Here is a 19,774-nt window from a genome sequence, read left to right as displayed (position 1 = left end):
TTTAATTTTCTTACGACAAGAAAAAATAGAAAAGAACGTAATTCCAGGCTGAATTACGTTCTTTTCTATTTCTAAGTGTGCTGGCTCAACGATATGTTAAGTATCGCTCATACCAATTATCGATAAAATCAGGGGCAAAAGGACCTTCACGCTGATGAATCCAGCGCAAAAGATGGGATAAATTTTGTTTTAGAATTCTGTCTAAAACATGGGGATAATTCATTAGCTGTTTATGCTCTTCATACTCATCTTCATCCAACAGTGTGTAAGTCATATCGGGAAAAACCTTTACATCAAGATCATAGTCAATATATTTTAATGCTTCCTCATCGTAAACGAATGGTGATCCAATATTACAGTAATAATGAATGCCGTCTTGTCTAATCATGCCGATAATATTAAACCAGTACTTTGAATGAAAGTAGCAAATCGCTGGCTCTCTTGTTATCCACTTTCTGCCGTCACTCTCTGTGACAGTCGTCCGGTCATTCGCTCCGATTACAATTGACTCAGTTCCTTTTAAAACGAGACTGCTTTCCCAGATCCTATGTAAATTTCCATTATGCTTATAGCTTTGTATCTCTATTTTCTTTCCAGGCTCCGGAGCAACCATGTTATCTTCCTTCCCTTAAAAATGAATAACTTTAACCGTTACAAATTATTTTATTTTTTAATTCCTCACTATTATCATTATTATCTTTCATCTATTATAAAGCCAGACTTCTGAAAGTTAAAGTTTTATGACATATTTCACCAATAGAAAAGAGCTTCCCAGCAACTAGGAAGCTCTTTTCTCCAGCATAATCACTATATCCCGCTTTAAAATTAAATTTTAACTAGGTATATTTGTGTTAGCTGGTACAGTAACTGTCATTCGCATTGCAGTTTCTGTTTTATCGAAGGAGTTATTTCTTATTTTGTTGAGATTTTTGGTTTTGACGTTTAACCTCTTGAGCATCAGTCTCAGAAGCAAACTCTGTACCATATTGACCTTGTGAAGCCTTTTGGTTTTGCTCTTTCACCTTTTGAATGTTTGTACCCGCTTGTGTTTTGTTAGGATTTTTAGCCATCAATATCACCTCCGTAGTCATTAATTTATCCATTTATTAAATTGCTATACAAGAGAAAATGAAGTTTATTATTTCCAGTCAAAATACAACTGTAAAAAAGCTGTATCCCTTATTTTGCGGACACAGCTTTTTCCTATTCTATATAATCCATTACTTTTTGGTGTGAAACTGGAAACGGCAATGCATCAAGTCCTTCTTGTTCGACGAACCGCAGCCTGTCATCCGCTATTTTCACTTCTTCTACTTCCGCATGATAAACATCAACCTGCCAGATAATATGACTAAAGACATGCTTTACTTTCCCTTGAAGTTTTTCTTTCACTTGAATCCTCAAGCCATATTCTTCATAGAACCATAATGGAATCGTCTCAAATGTAACCTCTTCAAGCGGTACCATGGGGAATTGGTAAAGGTTTGCTAAAAGTCCTGTATCTGGTCTTTTTTCAATAACATACTTTCCTTCTTGATTTTTAATAATTAATGCAGCATAAGCAATCGTTTTTTGTTTTTTCGCCTTCTTTTTTACTGGAAGCTCGTTTTCTGCCCCCACTGCAAAAGCACGGCAATGTTTTTGTACGGGACAGATAAGACAGGCAGGAGATTTTGGCGTACAAATCGTTGCACCTAAATCCATGATTCCCTGGTTAAAGGAGGATGGATCTTCCTTTGAAATCACTTCTCGTACAAGCTCTTCAAAATGCTTTTTTGTCCTGGCCAGTGCAATATCATCATTTATTAGTAAAACACGTGAAAATACACGCATAACATTCCCATCAACAGCAGGTTCTGGCTGATCAAAGGCAATAGAAAGAATTGCACCTTTCGTGTATGGTCCAACACCTTTAAGCTCACCCAGATTCTCTTTAACATCTGGAACCTTCCCATCATATTTTTCCACTACTTCGCGAACTGCTGCCTGCAGATTGCGAGCACGTGAGTAATAACCAAGCCCTTCCCAGCTTTTCAATACATCTTCTTCATCAGCTTCTGCTAATGCATAGGTTGTTGGATATTTTGCGATAAACTGATTAAAATAAGGTATAACCGTATCGACTTTTGTTTGTTGCAGCATGATTTCGGATACCCATACTTTATAGGGGTCTTTATTTTCCCTCCATGGTAACGCCCGTTTATTTGCTCCATACCAGCGCAGCAAATCGTCTTGAAATTCATTAATGTTAAAATTTTGTAATATAACTTTTGACATGATAACACCTTCTTTATGTTACAATTAAAGTAGTGCCAGAAACAGCTGGCCCCTAAATAAATTTAAAGGAAGTAGGTCCTTTACTATGGATACTGCAACACATATAGTAATGGGAGTCTCTCTAGCAGGACTGGCAACATTGGACCCTGCAGTACAAAGCGATCCTGTTTTATTTAATGCCGTGCTTGTCGGGACTGTAGTCGGCTCACATGCACCAGATTTTGATACTGTATTTAAAATGAAAAATAATGCAACATATATACGGCACCATCGCGGGGCAAGTCACTCTCTCCCTGCCATCATTTTGTGGGGACTGCTTGTCTCAGGCATCATTTATTTATTCGCACCAGGAGTGAGCTTTTTGCATCTCTGGCTGTGGACCTTTCTTGCCGTCATTATTCATGTAACGGTGGACTTATTTAATGCATATGGCACACAAGCGTTTAGGCCTTTTACAGATAAATGGATAGCAAAAGGCTTTATAAACACATTTGATCCATATATATTCTCATTGAATGTCGTTGGTATTGTCGCCTGGGCTCTAGGCGCTAATCCGGCATATACCTGGATTACAATCTATACTGTGATTATCTTATATTATATTAAGCGCTATATGGATAAACGGGAGATTGTAAACAAAATTAAAGATCATTTCCCGAACACAGTTGAGATTGCAACCTCACCAACATTAAAACAAAATTACTGGCGCGTAGCGATTACAACAGTGGATCGATTTTATGTAGGAAGAGTAGAAAATCGTCACATTGAAATCGTTGATGAATTTAAGAAAATTCCGCTGCCAGACCTGCCTATTGTCGAAGTGGCAAAAACGGATAAAAACATTGCAGCATTTTTGAACTTTTCACCTGTATTCCGCTGGGAAATTAATGAGTATGATGACTTTACAGAAGTCAGGCTGATTGATTTACGCTACCGTTCCAATGATTATTATCCCTTTGTTGCTGTAGTAAAAATCAACCCGGATCTGGAAATTATCAGTTCCTATACAGGCTGGATTTTCTCTGAGCATAAATTACAGCGCAAACTTTATGTCGGTGATAGTCCGATTTAACTCAAGTGTTTCTGTAAAAACTATTTCGACGCTGCCTTTCATATGGCAACGTCGAATTTTTATTGTGAGACTTCATTTTATTGTTTTACTTTCTTTCCTAATAATGCAATCGGCAAGGCTTCTTCTTTTTCATAAAGTTCTTCTAGAAGATTGATTCGTTGTCCCCACGCGAACACGCCATCAACATAATTTATTTTAAACCGGAATCCTGGGTCTGTTTTTAAATTATATATTTCTTCTGGCTTAAAGTCTTCTGGGTTCATTGTATATGAAATAGCTACTTGCATTTTTCTTTCGTTTACTTGCACTTCAGAGATATTGCCTAGCTGTTCTGCTTTTTGTGCTTTTTCTTTGAGCTCGGCAACTTCTTTGTATAGTTGTTCGACTGAGTAATCGCTGTAACGATAGTTCATTTTATTCTCCCCCGCTTCTATAGTATAGCTTATCAATTTTCCTTATAAAATGGAATTAAATTAGAAAAAAATCCTGCCTTTGCTCTTTAAATATCGTCAATCCGACTGCCCTCTTCCAGCAGCAGTTTCCCTGGGCAATTTCATTTTAGGAATAAAGATAACAGCCTACTCCTCCATCTTTTTATTTACGAATTCTTGGATAAGATCGAAGGTGAAGCCTTTTTGATGGAGAGCTTGGGTTAGTTTGTTGCGGAGTTCATACCCTTCGAGTTTGGTGCTGTGTTTTTTGTAAAGCTTGTCCCCTTGGTAGACAAGTGCGTCCCATTCTTCGTTATCATCTTTCTCCTCATAAAATTCATTTGTAACAGCTTTGATTACTTCTTGGGCATATCCTTTTTGCATTAGGTTTACTTGCAGCTGCTGCAATTTTTTGCGAAAGGAATCTTTCTTCGATTGTTTCATTTTTTTATCCATTAACTTATGGACCTTTTCATATTGAACTTCATATGTAAACAGTTCAAGCACAGCAGCAATAATTGGATTTGAAATCCCTTTTTCTTTTAATTCATTAGCAATTATCCTTGGTCCTTTTGTAGATGTATTGATTCTAGTACGCATGAACATTTCGGCAAATTCGCGGTCATTCAGCAATTTTTCCTTTGTTAACCTTTGAAGGATTTCTTCAATATACTGGTGTGGTATCTCTTTTTTTGCTAAATAATCATATACTTCTTTGCGGGATCGCATCCGGTAGCTTAAATAATGGATAGCTTGGGTATATGATTTATAGATATTATCTTTTTGAATGACTGCTTCAATCGTTTCTTCATCCAGCTCAAGACCTTTTCGAAGGTGAAATTCGATGAGAACTGCTTCATCCACGCTAAATGCATAAGCGTCCGAATCGTTATTACCGAGAAATATATTATAGCGATTTGCATTTTTCTTTTGTGTCGTAATTCGGGTAATTTTTTTCATACGCTCACCCCTTCTTACTCAATCATATCATGAATCATTTGCACTGAACATGCAGAAACGATAACCTGAAAATGAGCGGAGGTATTCCATGAATATTATAATCACTGGCGGTACTGGATTTATTGGAGAACATCTAAAAAAATATCTGGTAACGAAAAATCATCATATTTTTATCGTAACACGTACGCCTGAACAGCATAAAAATACGGAGAACGAAACGTATATTTCCTATGATATCGATACGAAAGATTTACCTGTTATTGATGGTGTAATCAATCTCGCAGGTGAATCCCTGTTCGGTTACTGGACAAAAGAGAAAAAACAAAAGATTCTCTCAAGCAGAATAAGTGCAACAAGACAGGTCATTGATTTAATAAAAAGACTTGAGCATAAACCAGAAGTATTTATTAGCGGATCTGCTGTTGGCTTTTACGGGAGTTCAACAGAGCATATCTTCACAGAAAATACAACAGCATCTGGCGAAGACTTTCTCAGCTCTGTTGTTGCTCAATGGGAAGATACTGCAAGTGAAGCAGAAAGCTTAGGGATACGCACCATCTATGCCCGATTTGGAATTGTCCTCGGTAAAGATGGGGGTTCCTTTCCACTTATGGCACTGCCTGTCAAATTATTTGTCGGCGGTAAAATCGGTGATGGGGAACAATGGATTTCCTGGATTCATATTGAAGATGTTGTACGTTTGCTCGATTATTGTATCTATCATAAAAATATCAGTGGTCCAGTAAATTTCACGGCACCACAACCGCAGCGAAATAAAGATTTCTATCGAAACTTGGCAAAAGCTGCAAAACGTCCCTATTGGTTTACGACTCCTGCTCTCCTGTTAATTAGTATACTTGGGGAGATGGGACAGCTCATTACTGAAGGGCAATACGTACTGCCGCAGAAAGCCGCCGACCATGATTTCATGTTCCGTTATCCCCAATTAAAACCGGCATTAAAGCAGTTAAAATAGATAGAAAGTTCATTAAAAATTTTTAATAAAAAAATCGAAAAAAAGGATTCCCTTTTTTAGATTTCCGTTGTAAAATGAGTTAAGAAATTGATTATCAATTCGAATGAAAGAGATGAAGCGAAATAAATCTTAGGCAACTTTGAATTAAATAGGGAAGGCAAATGGTGCGCCACCGGTTATTTTACTGGTTCTAGTGGGTTCGATTCCCACCCCGAATTTTTGTTGTACTTTTAAATAAAAATTCGTGGGTAGGTATCTGACAGAACTTACTAGATTTCTGCATTTTAGAAATACTACCCACCTGGAAAAAGGAGGGTTTTTTTATGCTAAAAATGCGTGAATTACATGAGGTGCCGGTTCTTTATGAATTAATGACACATCCAGAAGTATTTCCCTATGTTAGACAAAAAGCCAACACAGTAGATGAGTTTTATTTTGTAACAAAGCAAACAATTGAACAAGAACAAAATAATGAATTGATTTCCCGCACAATTCTTGATGAGTTCCAACAGCCGATTGGTACAATTAACTTATTCGATATTGAAGAAAATCATGGGTTTCTAGCGACGTGGATAGGTAAACCATACTTTGGCAAGGGATATAACCGCCTTGCAAAAGAAGCTTTTTTCGATGAGTTATTCTATACTCATTCCATCGATGGCATTTTTATGAAAGTGCGTAAAACAAATGTCCGCTCTCTTAAAGCCGTGCTGAAGCTTCCTTATATCGCAATAGCTAATCAAACCTATCCTGGTGTCTTTGCTAAAGTAAATCCGGATGAAGAAATATATGATTTATTTGTTATCTCAAAGGAAAACTATATCGCCTATCAGCAATTTACTCATACAGAAACACTCGCAACAGGAGAGGTTGTTTCTTAAAAATAGCAGTTAACAAAAAGAAAACCAAAGCAAATGACAAAATAGATACATGCTTTGGTTTTCTTTTTTGATGTATGATCATGCAATTTTTAATATGTTGTTTGCAGAATGAAATGACTTGAATGTTTCAGTGATTAAGGTAAGCTGATGGAAGAACTGAAATGTTTTAATGCGGCTGTCCGTGCTGCATCCTTCGTATCTGCAAAACCATAAACAGTCATTATGTTAACACTCTCCAAACATACAGTAGCCTGCCAGATTTGTTCCTTTTGCACATTCCAGAGATAAATGACGGTAGTCGCGGCATCCATCACTTCTATCTCTATGTCTTCCACTGGAAATAGCGTTCGAAGGATAAAGCTTTTCGTTAGACTTGTGATAGAATCGTGATATAAAACCATGCAACCCAGAGACATCCTCTTACCTCCCTTTGTTCTATTTATGAACATCTTATCATATGTTCATAAACAGAACAACCCTTTTGCTTCCGGTGCTAACCGTGATAGGATGAAGTAGCACCACTAATTCTAGAAAAAGTTGTGATTAAAATGAATGTTGATCTTATAGCCTACAATATAAAATTTTTACGAGAACAGAGAAACTGGACACAGCAAAAGCTGGCCGATCAACTCACGATTTCACGATCTACCGTGGCGAAATGGGAGAACGATCAGCTTACACCCGATATCTATAGTTTAATTAAATTATGCAATATTTTTGAAATTACGCTTGATCAGCTTGCCGGAAATACAATTCTTAAAGAAAACCTTTTACTGGATTTTAAACGGATGTATCATTCCCAGGCTGTTGAATTTGATGATGACGCTGTTGCACTTGTCGAATATATTATGAAATTTCCTGATTTCAAAGAACAAATTCACCGCCTCAGCAAACTTACCGTAAAAAAACAATTATCAATCCATAAACTAATCGAATCGTTAATTGAACAATATGAAAAACTCTAAATAGGCAGGGACATAACGAATACCAACGATATAAAAGACAAACATTATATAATAGATAACACTTAATGTTAACTTTTTAATAGTTGATACAAAATGCTGATTACCTTAATTCAAGGTAATTGTTCGTTTTGCCGTTTGACTTTCCTACTGGAGGTCCACATTCCAAAAGGAATAAGGGAAAGAGCAAAACAAACATTATTCTGAATTAAGGTAATCAGGAGTCCACTTAAAATCCGAACGATTGTAAGATATCGTTCGGATTTTAATATATTATATTTCTATTGTCCCACCCAACTTTTTATATGCAATGTCAAAATTATCCCTAAATCCCCTCTTGTGCACACTCATTCTATCTGTTATACTTCAAATATAACAGGTGTTACAAAAAAGAAATGAGTGTGGTGTGATGTTTATTAAACTGGATATGGCATCCGACAAACCTATATATATCCAATTGAAGGAACAAATTATTGAGGGGATTGCAAGAGAAGAGCTGCACCCTGGTGATGATTTACCCTCTGTGCGCGCACTTGCTTCAGATATTGGAATAAATCTTCATACTGTTAATAAAGTATATCAGCAGCTAAAACAAGAAGATTATATTCAAATCCATCGCAGCCGCGGTGTGATGATTCATCCAAATGGCTTTCGTAAAGCGGATGAAACATATCGCACAAACCTTAAAGAAGCATTGCGCCCCCTTATCGCGGAAGCTATTTGTCATGGTATCAATGAAAAAGATTTCTCTGAACTGACATTGGATGTATACCAAAAAATCCTTGGAAAAGCAGGTGAAACAAATGAATAATTGGTTTCCTATCATCTCTCTCGTCATATTAATTCCAGTCTTCCTATCAACTATTTTTATACCCTATTGGACAAGAAAAACTGAAAGCTTTGGTGTAACGGTACCCAAAAGCGTATATAACAATCCAGAAATAAAGCATCTCAGAACTAAATATGCGTTGTATACAACCGTCATCGCAATTATCATTACAGCGCTTCTACTCTTTCTAAGTGCAGATGCCACTGAGTCAGTCGCAGCTATCCAAATGACAGTGGCTATTTCCTTATATCTTGCTCTTAGTTTTATCATTTATTTAAGTTTCCACTTTACGATGAAAAGAATGAAGGCTGCGAGCGATTGGGAAAAGGAAAAGAGCCAGCAGCTGTTTGTCAGCACTAGTTTCCATAAAGAAAAGCTGACCTATTCTAATTTATGGTTCCTGATTCCCTTTGTACTGACATTTATTACAATCATTTTCACATTCAAAAACTATCATTTACTGCCAGAACAACTTCCTATGCAATATAACTTTTCTGGTGAAGTGACAACCTGGGCAGAGAAGTCTCATCGTTCTGCATTGATGCTGCCAGTGATGATGCTTTATATGACTCTCCTGTTTCTTTTTATTAATACAATCATTGCGCGATCAAAGCAGCAAATTGATAGTGAAAATCCAGAAGAATCATTGAAGCAAAACACAGTATTCCGAAGAAGATGGTCTCTCTTTACAATAATCGGCGGGACTGCGTTAAATTTCCTGCTTTCATTTGCTCAGATGACATTCTTCTATGACTTTACCCCAATGTTCATTATGATTATTACGCTAGGCTTTACCCTCTTGCTGATAGGCGGCGCAATTTATCTCTCTTTTACAACAGGGCAAGGCGGCAGCCGTATCAATAGTGGAACAGTGATAACAAATGGAAAGTCAGTTAACCGGGACGATGACCGGCATTGGAAGCTTGGTATTTTTTATTTTAACTGGGAGGATCCTGCATTATTTCTTGAAAAAAGATTCGGTGTTGGCTGGACGATCAACTACGCCCGCCCTCTTGCCTGGATTCTATTTTTAGCTATTATAGCCAGTGCAATTATCATTCCATTATTATTCAGCTAGGAGGAAACAGCATGGAGGAATTCATAGCATCCATTAATTGGGCACTTGTGCTTCCGTTTATTTTTATCCAAGGTATCTTGCTCATTATTGCAATTATTGATTGGGCAAAACAGGAAGATAGTACCCGCGGCAATCGCTGGGTATGGTTCTTCGTTATTGTTTTCATTAACACAATTGGTCCCATTGCCTACTTCATATTTGGAAGGAGAAAAGATGTATGACACTGCTTACTGCCGAAGCTTTAACAAAGAAATATAATGGTACAACTGCTGTTAAAAACGTTCATTTTTCACTTGAATTCGGTAAATGTATTGCTTTAATTGGACCAAATGGTGCTGGTAAAACGACTACTTTACGCATTCTTGCTGGACTTCTTAAACCATCGAGCGGTAAAGTAACTTTCACTGGGCAGCCGGGCAATGCAGATATTCGTTCTTTTATTGGATATCTGCCACAGTATCCTGTATTTCCCGGCTGGATGACCGCTAAGGAATTTCTCATTTTTAGCGGAGAACTTGCTTTACTAGATAAAAAGGCCGCAAGACAAAAAGCAGAGGATCTCGCGGAAAAAGTGGGTATTGCTGATGCTTTGAACAAGCGGATTGCCAGTTACTCTGGGGGAATGAAACAACGTCTCGGCATAGCACAGGCGATGATTCATTCACCAAAACTTTTAATGCTTGATGAACCCGTATCGTCGCTGGATCCAATTGGCCGCAGGGAAATCTTGACCTTATTGGAAGAATTGAAACAAGATATGACGATTCTTTTCTCCACTCATATCTTAAATGATGCAGAGGAAGTAAGCGATGAGCTGCTCTTGTTAAATCATGGGGAAATTATTGAAGCTGGGGCAATTACAGCTCTAAGAAAAAAATATCAAACATCGATTATTGAACTGGAATTTCAAAGCAGTCCCGAGGCATTTATTCAAGAAATAAGAAAACTCCCCAGTGTTTCCACCACTTTCGCAGAGCGAAATGTTTTAAAGATAACAGCCGAGGATATAGCCCTGGCTCGTGCAGATATTCTGCAGCTTGCTGCCACAAAACAGTGGCCACTCACCAGCTTCCAGCTTAATCGCGCTTCACTGGAAGATATGTTTATGAAGGCGGTGAAGAATTAATGCAATGGAGAACCCTTTTCAAAAAAGAAATGATTGGAAGCTTTCGTGACAGGAAATGGATTTGGATACCACTCGTATTCATTCTCTTAACGATAATGGATCCGATTACAACCTATTATCTGCCACAAATTCTTGAAACCGTAGGCGGATTGCCTGAAGGAACAATGATTGAATTCCCTGAATTAACAGGAGCAGAGGCAATCATGATGAGTTTAAGCCAGCTTAGCAGTCTCGGTGTTCTTGTCATCGCATTAAGCTCAATGGGGATAATCTCCAGTGAAAGAAAGTCAGGTATCGCAGAATTAATTCTTGTAAAGCCCGTCTCTTTTACCGCTTATATCACAAGCAAGTGGGCAGCACTGCTTACCATTGTCTGGTGTGCATATCTCATCAGCATGCTTGCCGCATGGTATTATATCGGGATATTATATGAGTTTATTTCTGTAACAGAGTTCCTTCCATTACTATTTTTCTATGGGTTATGGCTTACACTTGCAGCAAGTCTTTCGATTTTCTATAACGCACTATGCAAAACACCGGGACTTGTCGCTTTCCTGACAATTGGCACACTGATGTTGATGAGTGTCATAACAATGGTATTTAATAATCATGTGAGCTGGAGCCCAAATAATCTTTCAAGCCATATTCAAACAATGCTCGTAACTGGTGAGGCTCCAACAGAATTGTATGGCGCGGGAGGAGTTACAATCATCCTTTCACTCACATTCATTGCACTCGCTATTTACATTTTCCGAACGAAAGAGCATGCAGCTTAAAAAAAAGCAGAAAGTCCAATCACTGCTGGACTTTCTGCTTTCTGTTTTATCTTACTTTTATTGTAGTGATATTTCGGATTAGAAGGAAAGTTATTACATAAAGTACAATACCATATCCAAACACTTGGGCAAAAAACATCAAATCAATTGTTTGATAGAGCTTCATGCTATATTCGATCAACCAGCCTTCCGCGACCCCAAATAACAAAGCAATTCCCAGTATACCGACAAATATCCCTCCGGACAGTAGTCCGCCCCGATAAAACAACAAACCTATCATATACATAAACACTAGGATAAACAACATCATCGTTGTATCAATAATCATTCGACTTATAAAACTGTTCTCGCTCAGAATCTGTGCCGGATGAATAAGCATGAATCCATCCAAATGAATAACATCTACAAATAATTCTGTAACCACGTGAATAACATTTGATACAAGGCTCTGAAACAAAGCAAATATGAGAAAAAACAGGCCAACTGCAGCGAAGATGTTCTTTCTCGTCGCACCAAGCTTTAGTGAAAAAGGAATCACTTCTTTTACCGTAATAAATCCTACAATAGCTACATTAATATAGGCTGCAAATGGGATAATAAAAGCAAACTTGGTATTTCCAAAGTCTAATAGAATGTACGCAATCACTAAACAAAGCGCAAGGGAAAATAATAGAATCGACCAAAAAATTGTTACAGAGAAACGAAAATTTGACGCATAAAAATAAAGCAATCCTTTTATTTGCTTCCCCATATTATGCACCTCGCTTTCTATCTGTTAAATAAATCATCAAATCCTGAATAGGAATACCTTCAACTATCAGGCCTGACTCTCTAGCTTCTTCCTGCGTACCATAAACATATGCAGTCATCATTCCAGCAAGCTTTTTTTGATCAATCACTTCTTTATCTAATATAAAAGCTTGCACTTCCGCTTCTTTTCCAGTGACAGAAATGATTTTTTCTCGCAGAAAATCTGTTTGCTCATGCAGCTCAAGCATCCCTTCCCGCAAAATCAATACTTCCTCAAATAGCAAACTGACTTCATCTATTAAATGCGTTGAAAAAATAAATATCCTTTTCTCCTCCTGAAATTCCTCAATCAAAATATCATAAAACCTCTTCCGCGAAGGAGCATCCAAACCGATATATGGTTCATCAAATATGGTGATCGGTGCTTTGCTTGCTAAGCCTACAGTAATTCCAAGAGCAGACTCCATTCCTTTAGAAAGCGTTTTAACCTTTGCATTTAAATCGAGATTATATTCAGCAATTAACCCTTCTGCAAATGCTTGATCCCAGTTAGGGTAAAAGCAGGAATAAATCTTCAGGATATTTTTGATCTTTAATTCTCTTTTAAAGTTATTTCCTTCTTTTATCAGGCAAATCGATTCGGTTAATTTCTGATTGTCAAAAGGCTTTTCACCATTGATGCGAATTTCCCCGTCATCCGCTACAATTTGACCAGATAAAATGTCCATAAAAGTAGTCTTCCCAGCACCGTTTCTTCCTAAGAGGCCATAAATTTTAGGACCATCTAATGTGAAAGAAATATTATTTAACGCCTGTTTATCTCCGTATTTTTTTGTCAGGCCGTTTACCTCAATTTTCATTTAGGAATCCTCCTTTTTTAACATATCTACCAGCTCCGTTTTATCTATATCCAGTTTCTCAGCTGCTTGTTTCAAAGGTTTCATATATTCCTCATAAAAATTAGCTTTATGTTTTGTTACGAGCAGCTCCTTTGCATTATCTGTAACAAACATTCCTACACCCCTTCGCTTAAATAAAATTTCCTCTGCTACTAATTCATTAACACCTTTCGCAGCAGTTGCTGGATTGATTTGATAATACGCTGCAAATTCATTCGTTGATGGCACCTTATCACCTGCGTTTAGTGAACCGCTAATAATCGAGTCTTCAATGTTTTCTCTAATTTGGAGGAAAATTGGTTTTGTATCGTCTAGTTTATGTTTCATTTCCATCCCCCTTGGTTTATTGGTTAATTACTTGTGTAACTAACTATATAACCAATAAAGTTATCTGTCAATTACTTTTTGTAAAATAGCTTTCTATTTTTAAGGGTATGCTCTAACCTCTTGCAGTAATTTTAAAAATAAAAAAACCAGAGCAAATTCTCTGGTTCGATTTAAAAGTGTTAAGGCAGCCTCTTTATCAGCTTATCCATCGGATGAAACTCTGGCAAAATAATATAATCCTCCCCATCCGTTTCAATGATGACATTTCCATAGACAGCAGTCGAAAAAATTTGTGCATTTAATTTATTAAGGTTCTTAATCACTCGTTGAACAGGATGTCCATAATTATTTTCTTTACTATAAGTAATAATCGCGGCTTCTGGCTCTACTTTTTTCAGAAAACCGAGTGAACTGCTGGAACTTGAGCCATGATGCGCAACCTTCAAAATTTCGGACCTTATATCATATTTATCAGCCATCTCTTTTTCCTGTTTAGCTTCCACATCACTCATAAGAAGAAAATCGATTTCATTATATGCCACTTTCAGCACAATCGATGACTCATTATTATTCTTTTTTTCACCTGCCGCGTTTAATACGTGAATATCAAGGTCTTCTTCAAAGGAAATATGCTCATCTTCCTTGGCAATTTTCACAGGAATGGTCTCTTTTAAAATAAGCATGCGATACATCGCATATGTTCTCGTAAAATGCTGCTGACCATTATCAATGATTTTCTTTACTGGTACTGTTTTAAGGATTTCATTCAATCCGCCAATATGATCGATATCAGGATGTGTTGCAATTAATAAATCAATCTCATCAATATTATTCTCTTCTAAATATCTGATTAATCTGGGTCCTGCATCCGGTTCTCCCCCATCAATCAATATATTCTGCCTTTCAGGTGTCTGAATTAAAATACTATCCCCCTGCCCTACATCGATAAAATGCACACGCATCAAATCGTTCGCTTCAGCAGTGGTATATATAGGAAAGGCATATAGAAGAATTAAAAATAGAAGGAATTTTTTCATGAACGACATCCTTTGTAATATCGATTTTCATATTTATTAATCAAAAAGAACATTTTTATTAACAACCGTTCAGGCAGATCCAGCATCCGAATCAATTTCCACGCACGGAAGCATCCCGCCTAACAGAATAACCCTTTTTGCCTTCTGCTTTTACTTAGTTTGCACGCAAAAATTGACTTTATCCTTTATTAAAGATTCATTTTAGAAATAAAAACCCCCGCTGAATCAGATTCAGCGGGGTCCAAAATTATGCTTGTTTTACAACAATTTCATCTTTGTCCACATCAACATGAACGCTTTCGACTGCTTCAGCATCAAGAATTAAATCTGTCAGCTGATCTTCAATTTTATCTTGGATAACACGGCGTAATGGCCTTGCACCAAAGCGCGGATCGTAACCAAGTTTAACTAGTTTTTCTTTTGCTGCATCCGTAATTGTGATGGCAATATTATTTTCTTCAATTGTTTCTTCAAGCTCTGTAAGCATAAGGTCAACGATGGAAAGAAGGTTGTCCTCTGTAAGCTCATTAAATTCTACGATTGCATCAAAGCGGTTTAAGAATTCTGGCTTAAAATAGCTGCTTAAGTTTTCTAAAGTAGATACAGATTCATGTGCATCACTGTTAAAGCCGACATTAACTTGCTTTGTACCTGTACCAGCATTACTTGTCATGATGATAACAGATTCTTTAAAGCTGACAGTACGCCCTTGTGAGTCTGTTAATTGACCATCTTCCATGATTTGCAGGAACATGTTTTGCACATCAGGATGTGCTTTTTCAATTTCATCAAGCAAAATAATTGAATATGGGTTATGGCGAACTTTTTCAGTTAATTGTCCCGCTTCTTCATGACCAACATATCCTGGAGGTGAACCAATAATTTTAGATACGGAATGTTTCTCCATATACTCACTCATATCCAGACGGATAAGTGCATCACGTTTACCGAATAACTCTTCAGCAAGTACTTTTGTTAATTCTGTTTTCCCTACACCAGTCGGGCCTACGAAAAGGAATGAACCAATTGGACGGTATTTCGATTTCAGACCTGCACGGCTGCGGCGGATTGCCTTAGCAACCTTAGCCACTGCGTCATCTTGACCAATAACTTTGTTACGCAAATTCTCACCAAGATGCTTCATTTGCTGTTGCTCTTCCGCTTGCATTTTTGTTACCGGGATACCTGTTTTTTCCTCAATAATTAACTCGATATCTGAAATAGCTACATCCATTACTTTTTCTTCATCTGTCGCTTTTTCCAATTGTTTTTGCAATTGAATCTCCTGGAAGCGCAGATTTGCTGCAAGCTCATAATCTTCACGCTCTGCTGCTTCTTGTTTCTCAGCAACAATTTCATCAATCCGCTGTTGCAATGATTCAGAATCTTGCTGTGAATTTTTCAAGTTTAATCGTGAACCGACTTCATCCATCAAGTCAATTGCCTTATCTGGAAGAAAACGATCCTGAATATAACGGTTGGATAACGTTACGAATGCTTGAATGACTTCATCTGAATAACGAACCTCATGGAATTTCTCATAACGATCCTTGATTCCATTTAAAATTTCTACCGTTTGATCAAGTGTCGGCTCTTTCACTGTGATTGGCTGCAAACGACGTTCTAGAGCTGCGTCTTTTTCAATTTGACGGTACTCCTTCAATGTTGTTGCACCAATCAATTGCAATTCACCACGTGCCAGCGCTGGTTTCAAAATATTGCCCGCATCCATTTGTGAGCTTTCTGCCGTACCTGCACCAACAATAAGATGAATTTCATCAATAAAGAGAATAACGTCTTTTCTTTCTTGAAGCTCTGTAATCAATTTTTTCATTCTTTCTTCAAATTGACCACGAATACCTGTGTTTGCAACAAGTGATGCAACATCAAGCAGATAGACTTCCTTAGAAAGTAATTTTGAAGGAACATTACCCTCTATAATTCGAAGTGCCAATCCTTCAGCAATCGCTGTTTTACCGACACCAGGCTCACCAATTAAGACTGGGTTATTTTTATTTCTTCTATTTAATGTTTCAATTACACGTTGAATCTCATTATCCCTTCCTATGATTGGATCAATTTCTCCAGCTCTTGCTGAATCAGTAAGGTTTTTCCCTAATTGATCAATGAGACCTTCGCGTTTGTTTGCTTGTTTCTGTGTTTTTGTTCCTGCTCGTTGTGAAGCATTTCCTTGGAAAAATGGATTCTCTCCAAATGGGCTTGCTCCGTTAGCAAAATTCATATTTTTAAAGAAATCATTTGTATTATTCATCATTTGACCTTGCATTTCACTAAAGCAGGAATTACATAAATGAATTTCCATTCTTTGACCATTGACTTGAACTGCTGCATTTACATTTGCATCGTTCATACCACATTGTTGACATTTCATCTAACATTCCTCCTTGAACTTTAAGATCGATAAAAACGTCAATTTGACTTTGACTATCTTTGACCTTAATTACATTATACTCTGACCTTCTTTGACTTTCAAGTGTTTTGACTATTTTTTTTAGGCAATAGCCTAAAAAATAGTCAAACTCAACTCTGGCAAAGGAAAATATAACTTCTTATTGGTGTTATCATATTATTTAACTACACAATAAACAAAGCATAAATTGTCCTCATTATAATCGATAGCCTTAATTCAAGACTAATATTTTGCTTTCCACCTATTCAATTGAAAGTCCGCACTCCGAATGCCTCTTGCTTCTAGGGAACAGGTCAAAAGCGAAGTGGATTCGGGCTGCCGATTTCCGCAGGGTAATATAAAATCAGCCACACCTGTTATTTATGAGGTGCAGCTGACGTATCATTTACTTATTTAATTCTTTCCGGCGTAATTCAATTCTTCTGATTTTACCTGAGGTTGTTTTTGGCAAATCATCGATAAATTCAATCTCTCTTGGGTATTTATATGGTGCTGTAATTGCTTTTACATGATCCTGTAATGCTTTTACGAGTCCTGGATTGTTTTTATCCACGTTTTGCTTCAGAACGATGAATGCTTTAACGATATTGCCGCGGACCTTGTCCGGACTGGCAACTACTGCGCATTCCTGAACGTATGGATGCTTAATCAAGGCATCCTCTACCTCAAATGGTCCAATTGTATAACCGGAGCTGATTATGATGTCATCCCGGCGTCCTTCAAACCAGAAATAGCCATCCTCATCTTTTCTCGCCTGGTCACCTGTTACGTAATATTCACCACGTCTCGATACTTTTGTGCGTTCCATATCCTTATAATATTCTCTAAATAATGCCGGACTATCAATACGAACCGCAATATCACCAATTTCATTTGCTGGAAGCGGATTGCCATCTTCATCAATAATCTCGACTTCATTTCCTGGTGTCGGTTTACCCATTGATCCAGGTTTTACTTCCATATCTTTTGTAATACCCAGAAGCAGCGTGTTTTCTGTTTGACCATAGCCATCACGCACGGTCACATCAAAATACTTTTTAAACGTATCAATGACTTCAACATTTAGCGGTTCACCTGCAGAAACAGCACTTTTCAAATGGGGCAGCTTATATACTTCTAAATTATCGACCTTAGCCATGAGACGATACTCTGTTGGAGTACAACAAAGCACATTAATCTCATTCTCCTGAAGCAGCTGCAGATAAACAGATGGATTGAATTTGCCACTATAAATAAAACCTGTGGCTCCAGAACCGAGCACAGATAAAAACGGACTCCAAATCCACTTTTGCCAGCCAGGCCCTGCTGTTGCCCATACTTTATCCCCTTCTTCTACACCGAGCCAATTTTCCGGAGCTGTTTTCAAATGCGCGAAGCCCCATGCATGTGTATGAACAACACCTTTAGGATTGCCTGTTGTTCCTGATGTGTATGGCAAAAAAGCAATATCATCTTTTGTTGTCTCGACCATTTCCAGCTCTTCAGAAGCTTCTACTTTCGCTTCGTCAAGGAAGACCCAGCCTTCTGCTTCCTGACCTACAGTAAATCTTTTTATTTTCTCAATGCCTTTAACCTTGTTCAATTCATCTGTATATTCATAAAAGCTCACTGCCGCACTTACTTCACCGTGATCAATCCGGTATTGCAAGTCATTGACCTTCAGCATTTCAGAACTCGGAATAATGATGATGCCTGTTTTTAATGCAGCAAGATATACCTCATATGTTTCAATGAGACGCGGCATCATAATAAGTATTTTATCGCCTTTTTGCAGGCCGCTGTTTAATAGGACATTTCCAATTTTATTCACATTCCGTATCAATGCTTGGTATGTAATTTCTTTTTTATTATTATTTTCGTCCAGCCAAATTAACGCTTTTTTATCTTTGTCTGTCGCGTATTTTTCTACTTCCATTGCAATATTATAGTCTTTAGGTGCAATTAGCTCTTCTCTCTTCATATAAATTCCACCACTTTCTTTTGAATTTCTACCAATTATAGCAACAAATCAGAAAGTTTGGAACTGTAACGAAGAATTTAATCAAGAAATCTCAAAACAAAAAGAGTAGAATCAACTCTACTCTTTTTGTTTTAATGAAGCGGAAATCCTTGCGGCAGCTGATCTTTTAACAGAAGGTCGTCAAGACTCTTAAAGGTATAGCCTTGTTTGCGAAGTTCTTTAATCAACGCCTCTAATGCTTCAGCATTGTCTTTTGAAACGGTATGAAGCAAAATAATCGCGCCTGGATGGATTTGCTCCATCACTTCATTAAATGCATATTCCCAGCCTTTTTGCTTTCCTGTTTCCCAATCCTTAAATGCTAAAGACCAAAAGACATGAATATAACCTAACTCATTAGACCATTCCAAGGTTTTCTGACTAAAGATTCCGCGCGGCGGCCGCAGAAATTTCAGCTCTTTTTGTTCTGAAACTTCGGCTACCTTCTCTTCCAGTTCTTCTAATTCCATGCGCATCGCATCTTTTGTTAAGATAGAAAAGTCAGGGTGATGATACGAATGGTTTCCAATAATATGACCCTCCTCTGCCATTCTTTTCACCAAATCAGGCCGTGATTCTACATAATGGCCCGTAACGAAAAATGTCGCAGGGACCTTTTCTTTCTTCAAAACATCGAGAATTGCAGGCGTATAGCCTTCTTCATAGCCATTATCAAATGTCAGATAAATATTCTTCTCACCAGAATCATCCAGATAATATGCGTTATTCTGTTTTAGTATTTCTTCATACTTGCCAATTTCAGGAGCTTCACCATTTGTATTCTTTTTATATCCCCAGCCATAGCCCCCTGCTGCAGCTGTTCCTGTCCAATTAAAAAAGATAAGGAAAGCCAGGCTGATTATCGATAACTGCTTCATAAACATCCACCTTTTTTCCTTACCTTATCCAAAGTTTTATAAATTTATTCTTTTTGTATTTGAGACTTTTTGAAACAACCGGAGA

At 37.5% G+C, this 19,774-nt stretch carries 22 protein-coding genes; 9 read left to right on the top strand and 13 right to left on the bottom strand.

Translation table 11 applies throughout. The features are described from left to right. Window positions 1-85: 85 nt before the first annotated feature. The 3 genes from NST93_RS19085 to mutY form a co-directional block, all read right to left on the bottom strand. Entirely contained in the window at window positions 86-613 is a 528-nt protein-coding gene (locus NST93_RS19085; protein ID WP_405099834.1) for a DUF402 domain-containing protein, read from the bottom strand. A 292-nt stretch (window positions 614-905) separates the two neighbouring features. Further along, window positions 906-1,070, bottom strand: a complete 165-nt coding sequence (locus tag NST93_RS19080; protein ID WP_405099832.1) for a gamma-type small acid-soluble spore protein — start codon at window positions 1,068-1,070, stop codon at window positions 906-908. A gap of 133 nt (window positions 1,071-1,203) precedes the next feature. After that, entirely contained in the window at window positions 1,204-2,277 is a 1,074-nt protein-coding gene (gene mutY, locus NST93_RS19075; RefSeq protein WP_405099830.1) for an A/G-specific adenine glycosylase, read from the bottom strand. An 85-nt stretch (window positions 2,278-2,362) separates the two neighbouring features. Between mutY and NST93_RS19070 the strand changes: the two genes are divergently transcribed. Beyond that, window positions 2,363-3,349 carry a metal-dependent hydrolase gene (locus NST93_RS19070; RefSeq protein WP_405099828.1) on the top strand — a complete coding sequence of 329 codons (987 nt, stop codon included), beginning with the start codon at window positions 2,363-2,365 and terminating at the stop codon, window positions 3,347-3,349. Between the two features lie 77 nt (window positions 3,350-3,426). Here NST93_RS19070 and NST93_RS19065 read toward each other — a convergent pair whose 3' ends face one another. Together NST93_RS19065 and recX are read right to left on the bottom strand one after the other, a co-directional pair. Continuing rightward, window positions 3,427-3,762: a YfhH family protein gene (locus tag NST93_RS19065; protein ID WP_405099826.1), complete on the bottom strand. Its 336-nt coding sequence runs from the start codon at window positions 3,760-3,762 to the stop codon at window positions 3,427-3,429. Window positions 3,763-3,927: 165 nt separating this feature from the next. Next, window positions 3,928-4,740 (bottom strand): recombination regulator RecX, encoded by an 813-nt coding sequence (recX, locus tag NST93_RS19060; RefSeq protein WP_405099824.1) that lies wholly within the window; start codon window positions 4,738-4,740, stop codon window positions 3,928-3,930. Window positions 4,741-4,828: 88 nt separating this feature from the next. Between recX and NST93_RS19055 the strand changes: the two genes are divergently transcribed. Then, window positions 4,829-5,716, top strand: coding sequence for a TIGR01777 family oxidoreductase (locus tag NST93_RS19055; protein ID WP_405099822.1), 888 nt, complete (start codon window positions 4,829-4,831; stop codon window positions 5,714-5,716). Window positions 5,717-6,039: 323 nt separating this feature from the next. Further along, complete coding sequence (locus tag NST93_RS19050) at window positions 6,040-6,597, top strand: GNAT family N-acetyltransferase (RefSeq protein ID WP_405099820.1); 558 nt, start codon at window positions 6,040-6,042, stop codon at window positions 6,595-6,597. A gap of 134 nt (window positions 6,598-6,731) precedes the next feature. On the opposite strand, the gene NST93_RS19045 is transcribed toward NST93_RS19050, so the two are convergent. Then, window positions 6,732-7,013, bottom strand: a complete 282-nt coding sequence (locus NST93_RS19045; RefSeq protein WP_405099819.1) for a hypothetical protein — start codon at window positions 7,011-7,013, stop codon at window positions 6,732-6,734. A 132-nt stretch (window positions 7,014-7,145) separates the two neighbouring features. Between NST93_RS19045 and NST93_RS19040 the strand changes: the two genes are divergently transcribed. From NST93_RS19040 to NST93_RS19015, 6 genes are all read left to right on the top strand, one after another. Next, window positions 7,146-7,562, top strand: coding sequence for a helix-turn-helix domain-containing protein (locus NST93_RS19040; protein WP_405099818.1), 417 nt, complete (start codon window positions 7,146-7,148; stop codon window positions 7,560-7,562). Window positions 7,563-7,968: 406 nt separating this feature from the next. Further along, a complete protein-coding gene (locus tag NST93_RS19035) occupies window positions 7,969-8,370 on the top strand; it encodes a GntR family transcriptional regulator (protein WP_405099816.1) in 402 nt (133 codons plus the stop codon). Continuing rightward, entirely contained in the window at window positions 8,363-9,466 is a 1,104-nt protein-coding gene (locus NST93_RS19030) for a DUF1648 domain-containing protein (RefSeq protein WP_405099815.1), read from the top strand. The genes NST93_RS19035 and NST93_RS19030 overlap by 8 nt, the downstream gene beginning before the upstream one ends. Before the next feature lie 11 nt (window positions 9,467-9,477). Then, window positions 9,478-9,687 (top strand): PLD nuclease N-terminal domain-containing protein, encoded by a 210-nt coding sequence (locus tag NST93_RS19025; RefSeq protein ID WP_405099813.1) that lies wholly within the window; start codon window positions 9,478-9,480, stop codon window positions 9,685-9,687. Next, window positions 9,684-10,592 carry an ATP-binding cassette domain-containing protein gene (locus NST93_RS19020; protein WP_405099811.1) on the top strand — a complete coding sequence of 303 codons (909 nt, stop codon included), beginning with the start codon at window positions 9,684-9,686 and terminating at the stop codon, window positions 10,590-10,592. The genes NST93_RS19025 and NST93_RS19020 overlap by 4 nt, the downstream gene beginning before the upstream one ends. Beyond that, complete coding sequence (locus NST93_RS19015; protein WP_405099809.1) at window positions 10,592-11,368, top strand: ABC transporter permease; 777 nt, start codon at window positions 10,592-10,594, stop codon at window positions 11,366-11,368. The genes NST93_RS19020 and NST93_RS19015 overlap by 1 nt, the downstream gene beginning before the upstream one ends. 46 nt (window positions 11,369-11,414) lie before the next feature. Here NST93_RS19015 and NST93_RS19010 read toward each other — a convergent pair whose 3' ends face one another. From NST93_RS19010 to pdaA, 7 genes are all read right to left on the bottom strand, one after another. Continuing rightward, window positions 11,415-12,119 (bottom strand): hypothetical protein, encoded by a 705-nt coding sequence (locus tag NST93_RS19010; RefSeq protein ID WP_405099807.1) that lies wholly within the window; start codon window positions 12,117-12,119, stop codon window positions 11,415-11,417. A gap of 1 nt (window position 12,120) precedes the next feature. Next, entirely contained in the window at window positions 12,121-12,978 is an 858-nt protein-coding gene (locus NST93_RS19005; protein WP_405099805.1) for an ABC transporter ATP-binding protein, read from the bottom strand. After that, complete coding sequence (locus NST93_RS19000; RefSeq protein ID WP_405099803.1) at window positions 12,979-13,344, bottom strand: GntR family transcriptional regulator; 366 nt, start codon at window positions 13,342-13,344, stop codon at window positions 12,979-12,981. It abuts the gene before it with no gap. 179 nt (window positions 13,345-13,523) lie between these two features. Continuing rightward, the gene (locus NST93_RS18995) at window positions 13,524-14,381 is read right to left on the bottom strand and encodes a ComEC/Rec2 family competence protein (protein ID WP_405099801.1); all 858 of its coding nucleotides are present in this window, start codon (window positions 14,379-14,381) and stop codon (window positions 13,524-13,526) included. 247 nt (window positions 14,382-14,628) lie between these two features. Continuing rightward, on the bottom strand, window positions 14,629-16,773 hold the full coding sequence (locus tag NST93_RS18990; RefSeq protein ID WP_405099799.1) for an AAA family ATPase: 2,145 nt from the start codon (window positions 16,771-16,773) through the stop codon (window positions 14,629-14,631). Window positions 16,774-17,197: 424 nt separating this feature from the next. Further along, complete coding sequence (gene mbcS / locus NST93_RS18985) at window positions 17,198-18,772, bottom strand: acyl-CoA synthetase MbcS (protein ID WP_405099797.1); 1,575 nt, start codon at window positions 18,770-18,772, stop codon at window positions 17,198-17,200. A 131-nt stretch (window positions 18,773-18,903) separates the two neighbouring features. Beyond that, window positions 18,904-19,689 carry a delta-lactam-biosynthetic de-N-acetylase gene (gene pdaA, locus NST93_RS18980; RefSeq protein ID WP_405099795.1) on the bottom strand — a complete coding sequence of 262 codons (786 nt, stop codon included), beginning with the start codon at window positions 19,687-19,689 and terminating at the stop codon, window positions 18,904-18,906. Window positions 19,690-19,774 lie beyond the last annotated feature (85 nt).

Origin of the sequence: Oceanobacillus sp. FSL H7-0719, from assembly GCF_045040795.1 — a bacterium.
GTDB lineage: Bacteria > Bacillota > Bacilli > Bacillales > Amphibacillaceae > Oceanobacillus.
Note: the sequence above shows the minus strand (reverse complement) of the source record. Positions and strands in the feature narration are given on the sequence as shown.